Genomic DNA, 10,164 nt, shown 5'->3' on the forward strand with positions numbered 1-10,164 from the left:
CCGGAGTAAGTTCCGCCGGCAGGCAGGCCGCCGGAAAGAGTAATTGCATCCGCATCGATACAGGCATCGTTATCTCCGAGATTTAAAGTCACCACAGGCAGCGGGTTGACAGTAACATATACAGAATCTACATCATCGCAGCCATTAACGCTATTATCTGTTGCTGTAACATAATACCAGCCTGTTTCAGGTGACGAAACTGTTGGGTTTTGCGTTAATGATATAAAACTATTGGGGCCAGTCCAGCTGAAGGATACGGCGCCTTTTTCACCTGTTGTGCTAGCGGACAAGCTTAGTTCATTTTCTTCACATATTGGAGAATTACTGTTAGCTGTAACTTCTATAGCACAACACTCTTCAACTGTTAAAGTTCCACTATCTTCATTCTGACAACCAGTTGTTGTATTTGTAACAACCACTTTGTAAAGGTTGCTGTTCATTCCTGTGAAGGTTGAGTTTGTTGTGTAATTATACTCTGTTGCTCCTGAAATTGCTGCTTCGTTTAAATACCACTGATAAGTATAATCGGCCTCCAGATTAATCGTTTCAAATGTTGCTTTTGTTCCTGAACAAACGGTTTCATCTCCTACTGAGACTTCGGGTAAAGGATTAACAGTAACGGCAAAACTATAAGTCTCAATAATAGAGTCAGTATCGTTAGGTCGGTAGATTGCCTTGTAGGTTAATGTTGAGTCGTTTGTCACCGGGAAGAATCCTGGTTTAGGTCCAATAACGCTAAAATCGATTTCGTTTGAACAACCATTATCAATAAGGATTCCGTCAAAATATATATTATCGACTTCGCTGTCAAGTATTTTTGTGCTTTTTGCTTTTATAAATCGATATTTGAATTTATAGGCACCTTTTGATACGGAAGAGGGAATATTTATCGTGTAGGGTTTTGTTGTGCCATCTCCTGTAATATTAATACTTCCTACTCTATGTTCGGTTGAATCGATCAATATTAATTCCCAAGTAAAATCTTCGCCTGTTGGAGCGTAAATATCCATGTGAACATCAATAGAAGGTTCAATAAATACAAGCGGTCCTGTTATAGAGCATGTATCTTTACTACCATAGCTACTAACTGACTGGTAAAGTTGTGCAGTACTAGGTCCGATGCGTTGCACTCCGTCGTAAATCCAGCAATCCCATTTTGATTCAGGAAGATTAAATTCCATCATAAAATTAGCATCGCCGGAACCAACACAGCCCAGATTAAAATCGGGTGAGCTCCAATCGATGTATTTTCCCCAAACGCCATCAATCATCGTGTCGGCGCATTCTGTAATATTACTTGGTTCATTCAAAACATCAATAACGATTTCACTAATGTCAACTTCAAGTGTATCAACTCCAATACAGCCAGTGCCTGGATTGGTTTCAGTAACATAAATAGTTCCTGTGCCCAAACTACCCCACGATATTTCTACAAAAGCATTCGTTGTAGCCCCTGTGATTGTACCTCCGGTGACTTGCCATAAATATGTGTTGCCTGCAACAGAATCAGTAGAATAGGTTACTGAACTGTTCAAGCATACGTCGGAAGCCCCGGAAATATAAGGAATCGGCATTGGGTTTACTGTTACAGTTACAGTAAATTGATCACCGTCACAACCATCTGCTGAAGTTGGTGTAATTGAATATATAGCTGTTTGAATAGAAGCTGTAGGGTTAAAAAGTGTTCCACTAATATTTATTGCATCTGTTCCTTCCGCTCCGCCGGTTATTCCCCCTGTAACCACGGGGACATCCCAACTAAATGTTGTTCCGATCGGAAAATAGACATTTACACTGTCTGCCGGACTTACTAAAAAATTATCGCCATTACATATCGAGGTTTCAAAATTTTCAATCACAGGAGTGGTAATGGTAATATTATCTGCAGTTTTTATATTATTACAACCAGAACCACTACTTCCGCCATCACACTCTTCTTGTGGATCTATTGGTGCACCAACTTCATCACTTGTTGCATCAATGTCAATCACATCTGCCGGTCTCATAATTGAAGCGGTTGGTGTAATTGTACTGCCGCCAGTTAAAGGAGCACTTAACATTCCGGAAATTGTATAAATAATTTTACCTCCGTTTGTAATATCCAGATCTGAGGTGAATGAATTTCCTGAATAGCTTACGTTGCTTTGAGAAGCTGTGCCAGTTGAAACAGAGAAAGTGTAACTGGTTATAGAAAAGCCAGATGGTGCTGAGAAATTGAAAGAAGCGTCATCAGCATCAGCAGTTGCTGTGCTTGTTGCAATGTTTTCAACTTCAATTGTGTAGGTGACAGAATCTCCAATGCACCCGAAATTTTGGTTTGGAGTAACGCTGTTAACTGATAGATCTAAAACATCAATCTGTGCAGTAGTCGATGTAAAATCACTTTTTATGTATGTCCATGTATCCAGAAGTTTATTGTTTCCAAAATCAGTGAATCCATCAGAATTGAATGTTCCCCATTTGTGTCCGTTTAAATTACTGGATATCCCTTCATCTGTTCCTGTACTGATTGGGTTGGATAAAGTTCCCGAACTCGAAGTTCCGTTGTCATTCCAATAGACAGTATCTCTGCTTGGAAGAACGGCAAAGTTGTTGTCGAAACCGCCAGTTAGTTCTATTATGATTCCTTTGGGGTTAATTTCTACATCGGTAAAAGGGAAATGCACTTCTCCTACAGCTACTTGTGCTTTAAGAGTGATTGTCGTCGACTCAGTAATTGAATTTCCAAGCCCATTTTTTCCATCCCAGTGAATCGTGTTGGTTCCTACTTCGCTGTTATCAGTAAGGGAAACATCTACTGCATCTTCAATACTTCCGTTATTGTCTATATCAATATAAATAATACAAGAACCGTTTGCGTTAGAAGTGTATGTTATATCAGCTCCGTCTGGGCCAACAAGTACTTTTCCGCTATTTTCCGATCCTGTGAGTGAAATATTGGATATTTCAGGTTGAGTCGCAGAACTTTTTAACCAAGTTGTCGCGGTAGCTCCATCTATATAGATATCAGCGCTGGTTGGTAGGTCAGATGCCGGTTTTGTATAAAATATTTTATGGGTAATGTCGTTTGAGCCATTGTCTGGCTCGCGGGGATCATATACATATGTTTGTGTTGTTTCGGAAACAGAGCCGAAGTCTTTACTTTTATAAGCTCTTGTTCCGTTTTTATAGCTGTAAGGTATTGTTGACGTAATCTGATCTCCGTCAGTATTTTGAATCCCTTTGTTATTGGCGAAAAAACCAAAAGATGCGCCAATTTGTCCGTTGTTGTCCACCAGGTAGGTGTAACCATTATTTGTGATAACATAGAATTTACCAAAAAAGCCACCGTAGGCATCGCTAAAATTGGAGGAGGTATTTGGCAAAGTACCATTGAATATGTTGCTGTAAACTCTACCAGGGATTAAGCTCGAAGCATCCGAAGCACTACCAACAGAAACATCCCAGGCAGCTATCATTGCTGAACTACCTGATCGCACATCCTGGGTCCAGTTTGCATCGGCATCGAAAGTATAACCGTCGGAAATTGTAGTACCATCTCCCATTGAAATAAACTCCACTTTCCAGATACCGGTCTCGTCTGCTACTTTTGTGAATGGAGTATAACCATCAGTTTCTCCATTCCGGTTTGGTCCATTCAGCTCCTCTACCCGGTTGGCAATTAATCCAACTGTTTGGCTATTGCCTGAATTGTATTCGTTTCCGTTTGGAGATGTGAGTCTTATTTGTCCGGTTGCAGATCCATAACCGTAATTCTTTCCCTGCATGCTTGACCCCGCATAGATTGTTTCACCGTTGTTTACATATACCCACATTGTCCCTTGACTTGGGTACATATTAAAAAGCTTAGGAGTGGTGCTGCTTCTGCTCAATAAGTAAGCACGCTTTCCATTTACACCAACCGGGTACAAGTTGGCACTTCCGTCTGCCAGTGCAAAACTGGAATATAAGACAGAAATCGCGAGAAGAATTGCCCGTGCATTAACTTTTTTTGAAATATTGCTTTTTAAATGCGAAGTGTGAAGTATTTGATTTTTTATGGTAGAAAGCAAATGTTGCAGGCTTGTCAAATACTCACCATTTTTAAACTTTTTGAAGATTGAATTGAAACAAGGTTTTTTTGTATAAACCTTTTGTTTGGGTAAAATTTTTTCCATAGCGTTTGATCTATAAAATACATATTCCGATTTACTAAAACACAGTAACTGAGGTCTTTGTGGAGACGACAGTTCGATCTAAAACGTTATGATAAGTGAAATTTCAGGAAAGAAAACTAATAACCCCTTATTTTTTATCTTCCTAATATTCCGTTATCATCCTTGGTTTTTGCTAATGCAAATTATGACTTAAAAACTTAATTTCCAAATGTGATTTTTGCATATTTACGTCCTCCAATTGAGTTTTTTGTTTTTCGTTTGCAATCACCTCATATATAAGCAATGAATGTGCCGTTAATTGTATTGTATTGATTTTTAATTGTTTGTGTTTTTGTGGTTGGATTATTTTGTCCCGCACGGGGACATTTTATCTAAAAAGTAAAAAAAAGCAAAAATATCTCTTATTGTTTTTTATTGTGGTTTTTTACATTTGTTTAAATTTTTATTCCGGTTATTTTGAATCATATTTTCTGGTTAAATATTATTAATTTTGACTCAATTATTTATTGTTAAATCAAATTGATATGAGTCGACTGAACATAATTGTATTTTTTGTTTTGCTGTTATCATCGTGTAGTCAAACACCATCGCCGGAAGCAATTTCTCCGGTTCCCTCCGAGCGACAGTTAGCCTGGCATGAGTTGGAATTTTATGCCTTTGTACATTTTAATATGAACACGTTTACAAATATGGAGTGGGGATTTGGTGATGAAAGCCCGGAGTTGTTTAATCCAACAGAACTGGACTGTCGCCAATGGGCTCGCGTTTGCAAAGAAGCCGGGATGAAAGGGATTATTCTTACCGCAAAACACCATGATGGATTTTGTTTATGGCCTTCAGAATATACTGAACATTCAGTTAAAAATTCTCCATGGAAAAACGGGGAGGGTGATGTTGTAAAGGAACTTTCGGAAGCTTGCAAGGAGTATGGTTTAAAAATGGGGGTTTATCTTTCTCCGTGGGATCGAAATCATGCTGATTATGGAAAACCCGAATACATTACATATTTTAGAAACCAACTGCGGGAACTCCTTTCCAATTATGGCGATATTTATGAAGTATGGTTCGACGGCGCCAACGGCGGAACTGGTTGGTATGGCGGAGCCAATGAAGAACGACGGATTGACAGAACAACTTATTACGATTGGGAAAATACGCGTAAAATTGTGCGTGAGCTTCAACCGCAGGCCTGTATGTTCAGCGATGCCGGGCCAGATATTCGGTGGGTTGGAAATGAAAGTGGCTGGGCCGGCGAAACCAACTGGAGTATTTTGAAACGTGATGAATTTGCCCCCGGAGTAGTTTCTGACGTGAAATTTCTTCAACAAGGACAGGTTGACGGAACACATTGGTTGCCTGCGGAAGTTGATGTTTCAATCCGCCCGGGCTGGTATTATCATCCGTCGGAAGACCATAAAGTTAAGACCTTACCTCAGTTATTGGATATATATTATAATTCCATTGGACGAAACGCATCTTTTTTACTAAACCTTCCCGTTGATACACGTGGATTGGTAAACGAAAACGATGTACGACAACTCAGAAAATTGTCCGAAGCAATTCAAGCTGATTTTGAAGATAATCTGGCTTTAGGAAAAGATGTGGCAGCGTCAAATACCCGTGGAAATTCGAAAATATATAAAGCAGAAAATGTAGTTGACAACGATCCTGAAACCTATTGGGCTACAGATGATGGAGTGGTTGCTTCCTCAATTACTATTGACTTTAAAGAAGCAACAGAATTTAACCGTTTTATGGTTCAGGAATTTATTTCATTGGGGCAACGCGTAAAAGAGTTTACTCTTGAAGCTTTGGTTGATGATGAATGGAAGCAAATTGATTCACAAACTACAATTGGATACAAGAGGATCCTGCGATTTCCCAATATAGTTGCCACAAAGGTTCGTTTAAATATAGAAGATGCAAAAGCGTGTCCGTTAATTTCAAACATTGAAATATATAAAGCACCTAAAGTGTTGCTTGAACCACAAATAACCAGGAGTAAATCAGGAATGATTTCTATGAAAGCGTTTGATACAGATTTAGACATTTTTTATACAACAGACGGAACCGAACCTTCAACTCAGTCTTTACAATATTCAGAACCGTTTTTAATGGATGAAAAAGTTCAGCTAAAAGCGATCGTTTTTGATTCAAAAGATAAAAAATCAAGCCCGGTAACAACAGTTCAGTTTGATGTTTCGAAAGCAAAATGGGAATTAAAAGGCAAGTTTGCAAACAAAGAAAGAGCCGAATTGATATTTGATGGGAAGCCTGAAACAGCGTGGACTCTCCAGAATGAAAATCAGGCTGATTATATTATTGATTTAGGAGAAGAGCTTAATTTAAAAGGATTTACCTATTTGCCGGATCAAGGGCGACACAACGCAGGTGTGATTTTTAATTATGAGTTTTATACCAGTCAAAATGGTAAAAACTGGGGAGCTCCGGTTTCAAAAGGCGAATTTTCTAATATAAAAAATAGTCCGGTTTTACAGGAGAAAAATTTTAGAAAGGTAAATGCCCGTTATGTTAAATTCAGGGCAATCGATCCTGCAGAAGAAAATGGAAGAATTGGAATAGCAGAATTTGACATAATCACAGAGTAATATGCGAAAAAATATATTACTGCTTCTTGTACTGATTTTCATTTTTGCCTGTAAACAGGAGGTGAAAAATAACGGCGAGTCAGCCATTTTGTACAAGAATATTGAAAAACATGTTGCCGAACTGGCATCAGATAAATATAAAGGCCGGGCGCCAATGTCGGATGCTGAACCTCTGGTTTTAGATTATCTTTCAACCCAAATGAAACAAATTGGACTGGAAGGAGCAAATAAAGGAAGCTATTTTCAGGAGGTTCCGATTTTAAATATCACGTCAAAATTGTCGGATGCACTCGATTTTGATACGCCAACAGGAAAACAAAGTTTTAACAAGCTTAATGAATATGTAGCGTTTTCGCAAAAGGTGGAGGAGGAGATGTCGCTGCAAAATTCTGAAGTAATTTTTGCAGGGTTCGGAATAACGGCTCCTGAGTTTGATCGCGATGATTTTGCCGGTGCTGATGTGAAGGGGAAAACAATTATCGTTTTTGTTAACGATCCGGGCTATGGAACCAGCGATGACTATTTTAAAGGAAATACGATGACTTATTATGGCCGCTGGACATATAAGTTTGAAGAAGCAGCCCGAAGGGGAGCCAAGGCTTGTTTTATTGTTCACGAAACAGGGCCGGCAGGTTATCCCTGGGGAGTGGTTAGGAACAATGGTGAAACAACAAAACTTTTTCTTGACTCTGAAGATGGTTACAAAGACCGCTGTTCTTTTGAGGGGTGGATAACAAAAGAGTCTGCTGAAAAACTTTTTAAAGCCTGTGGTTATAATTTTGATGAATTAAAACAAAAAGCAATCTCAAAAGATTTTAAACCCTTTGAATTAAATGCGAAGGCTTCCGCAAAAATTACGAGTACATTTAAAAAAGGAACATCAAAAAATGTATGCGGTCTTATTAAGGGAACTACAAATCCGGAGGAAGTTGTGGTTTATACTGCGCATTGGGATCATTTGGGGGTAGGAACGCCAGTAAATGGAGACAGTATATATAATGGTGCAACCGACAATGCAAGCGCTGTTTCCTGGATGCTTGAAATTGCCCGCGCGTTTAAATCCGGAAAACAACCGGAGCGTTCCCTGCTTTTTTTAGCCGTAACATCAGAAGAGTCAGGATTGCTTGGTTCTGGTTATTATGCTGAAAATCCTCTCTTTCCAATGAATAAAACTGTTGCCTGTATAAATACCGATGTTATACTATTTATCGGAAAGTTTAAAGATGTTACCGTTACCGGATACGGACATTCAGAGTTGGATAATTTGCTGGCAGAGGAAGCTAAAAAACAGGGGCGCTATATAGCGCAGGACCCAAATCCTGAAAACGGCATGTTTTTTAGGTCTGATCATTTTCCGTTTATGAAAAAAGGTGTACCGGCAATTTTTGCAAAAGGATATATTGAGGCAGAAAATTATGGAAAGGAAAAGACGCTTGAGCTAATTTCTGATTATTGGGAAAATACCTATCATAAACCAACTGATGAGTATTATGCGGATATCGCCGATTTAAATGGATTGGTTCAGGATGCAAAACTGTTTTATAATGTAGGATTGCGACTGGCAAATTCTGTTGCCTGGCCCCGTTGGAACAACGGTTCTGAATTTAAAGCTGTCAGAGAGCGGTCGTTGAAGCATCATTAATTTTAAACTGTTTTTCAACAAACTCCTTTAATTATTTGTAACTATCATAATGATATTTACTTTTTTGTAGTTTATGGGAAATGGAATTGGCTTCAAAATAAAAAATGATGCGATTGTTTTTGGGATTCTTATTGTTATTCTGGCGGTAATTTTTAAAACATCTTCAAGTTCAAAACCATTTTTCAAGAAATTTTATACGTATATACCACCGCTGTTACTTTGTTATTTTGTCCCCGGATTTTTAAACTGGCCCCTGGAGTTGGTTTCTCCTGAAGAGTCGCAGTTGTATTTTGTGGCTTCGCGTTACCTTTTGCCAGCCAGTCTTGTATTGTTTTGTTTAAGTATCGATTTAAAAGGTGTTTTGAACCTTGGCCCCAAAGCTTTAATAATGTTCTTTACGGCTACTTTGGGAATTGTAATTGGGGCACCCGTTGCGTTGTGGATTTCAGGAATGCTTTTCCCTGAAATAAAAGAAGCTGTTCCGGGTGAAGAAATCTGGCGTGGACTTTCAACCATTGCCGGGAGCTGGATTGGCGGAGGTGCTAACCAGACTGCTATGAAAGAAATCTATAATTGCAGCGACAGTTTGTTTTCTTCGATGATAATTATAGATGTACTGGTGGCAAACATCTGGATGGGATTTCTTTTATTTGGAGCTGGCAGGTACCATAAAATTGATAAAAGACTTAAGGCCGATAATTCAACTATTGAAGATTTAAAAAAGAAAGTTGAGAATTACAGAGCTTCTATTGCAAAGATTCCGACATCGACCGATTTGTTTGTAATTCTGGCCATTGGTTTTGGAGCAACAGCAGTTGCACATTTCGGAGCTGACTATATCTCACCTTTAATGGAAAAACATGTAACCACCCTGGAAAAATACAACCTGAATTCTTTAAGTTCCCGCTTTTTTTGGCTTATCGTTATTGCAACAACTATTGGTCTCGTTCTTTCTTTTACCAAAATGAAACGTTACGAAGGGGCAGGGGCATCGAAACTGGGAAGTATTTTTATATATATACTGGTAGCAACTATCGGCATGAAAATGAATTTTTTGGAAGCTTTTAATAACCTTCATTATTTTATTATTGGTTTAATTTGGATGGCAATCCATGTAACTTTGTTATTAATAGTAGCAAAACTAATAAAAGCACCATTTTTTTTCGTTGCAGTAGGTAGTCAGGCAAATGTTGGTGGTGCCGCCTCGGCTCCGGTAGTGGCTTCAGCTTTCAGCACAGCATTGGCACCGGTTGGAGTTTTGTTGGCTGTCTTAGGATATGCGCTCGGAACTTACGGCGCAATTATATGTACACAGCTTATGCAGTGGACTTTTTAGTGTAGTCAGGTTTGTTTTTGCTGTAGTTAGCTCTGTAAACAGATATTTTAATCTGCATCTTTTATGAGGAAAGCAATTATTCAGTTCATTAATTTAACATCCGAATTTGTTTTGCAATAACCTCAAATATATCAATGAGTTATATTAAATTTCTTCATCCTTTAATGGTTTGTTGTTCTAATGAATAACATTTTCAATATGCACATCTATAGATTGTTATGTGTATTTTGAAACAAAATTGATCTTGTGCCGTAATAATAAAACCGATTCTTTTTTGATTAAATATTGAATTTCAGTAGGTTGAAAATTGAATCAGTTTTTTTTGAAAAAAATGGTTGAAAAAGTTTTGGAGATATGAAAAAGGTGTTTACATTTGCGCTCGCTTTTGAGGCAAAGTTCACTGAAAGTATTTAAAGAAAA

4 protein-coding genes are annotated in these 10,164 nt (G+C 38.4%); 3 read left to right on the forward strand and 1 reads right to left on the reverse strand.

The features are described 5' to 3' along the window. The coding region (locus tag K5G00_RS28210; protein WP_238769840.1) for a PKD-like domain-containing protein at positions 1 to 4,157 on the reverse strand (4,157 nt) is incomplete at its 3' end. Positions 4,158 to 4,681: 524 nt separating this feature from the next. On the opposite strand from K5G00_RS28210, the gene K5G00_RS28215 reads away from it, so the two are divergent. From K5G00_RS28215 to K5G00_RS28225, 3 genes are all read left to right on the forward strand, one after another. Next, complete coding sequence (locus tag K5G00_RS28215) at positions 4,682 to 6,766, forward strand: alpha-L-fucosidase (protein WP_238769841.1); 2,085 nt, start codon at positions 4,682 to 4,684, stop codon at positions 6,764 to 6,766. A 1-nt stretch (position 6,767) separates the two neighbouring features. Beyond that, entirely contained in the window at positions 6,768 to 8,408 is a 1,641-nt protein-coding gene (locus tag K5G00_RS28220) for a M28 family metallopeptidase (RefSeq protein WP_238769842.1), read from the forward strand. Between the two features lie 73 nt (positions 8,409 to 8,481). Continuing rightward, positions 8,482 to 9,744, forward strand: coding sequence for a DUF819 family protein (locus tag K5G00_RS28225; RefSeq protein WP_238769843.1), 1,263 nt, complete (start codon positions 8,482 to 8,484; stop codon positions 9,742 to 9,744). Positions 9,745 to 10,164: the final 420 nt, after the last annotated feature.

It is taken from the genome of Maribellus maritimus (genome assembly GCF_022267315.1).
Taxonomy (GTDB): Bacteria; Bacteroidota; Bacteroidia; order Bacteroidales; family Prolixibacteraceae; genus Draconibacterium; species Draconibacterium maritimum.

Coding starts and splice junctions, on each gene's coding strand:
- K5G00_RS28215 (WP_238769841.1), top strand. CDS start 4,682: ATGAGTCGACTGAACATAATTGTATTTTTTGTTTTGCTGTTATCATCG.
- K5G00_RS28220 (WP_238769842.1), top strand. CDS start 6,768: ATGCGAAAAAATATATTACTGCTTCTTGTACTGATTTTCATTTTTGCC.
- K5G00_RS28225 (WP_238769843.1), top strand. CDS start 8,482: ATGGGAAATGGAATTGGCTTCAAAATAAAAAATGATGCGATTGTTTTT.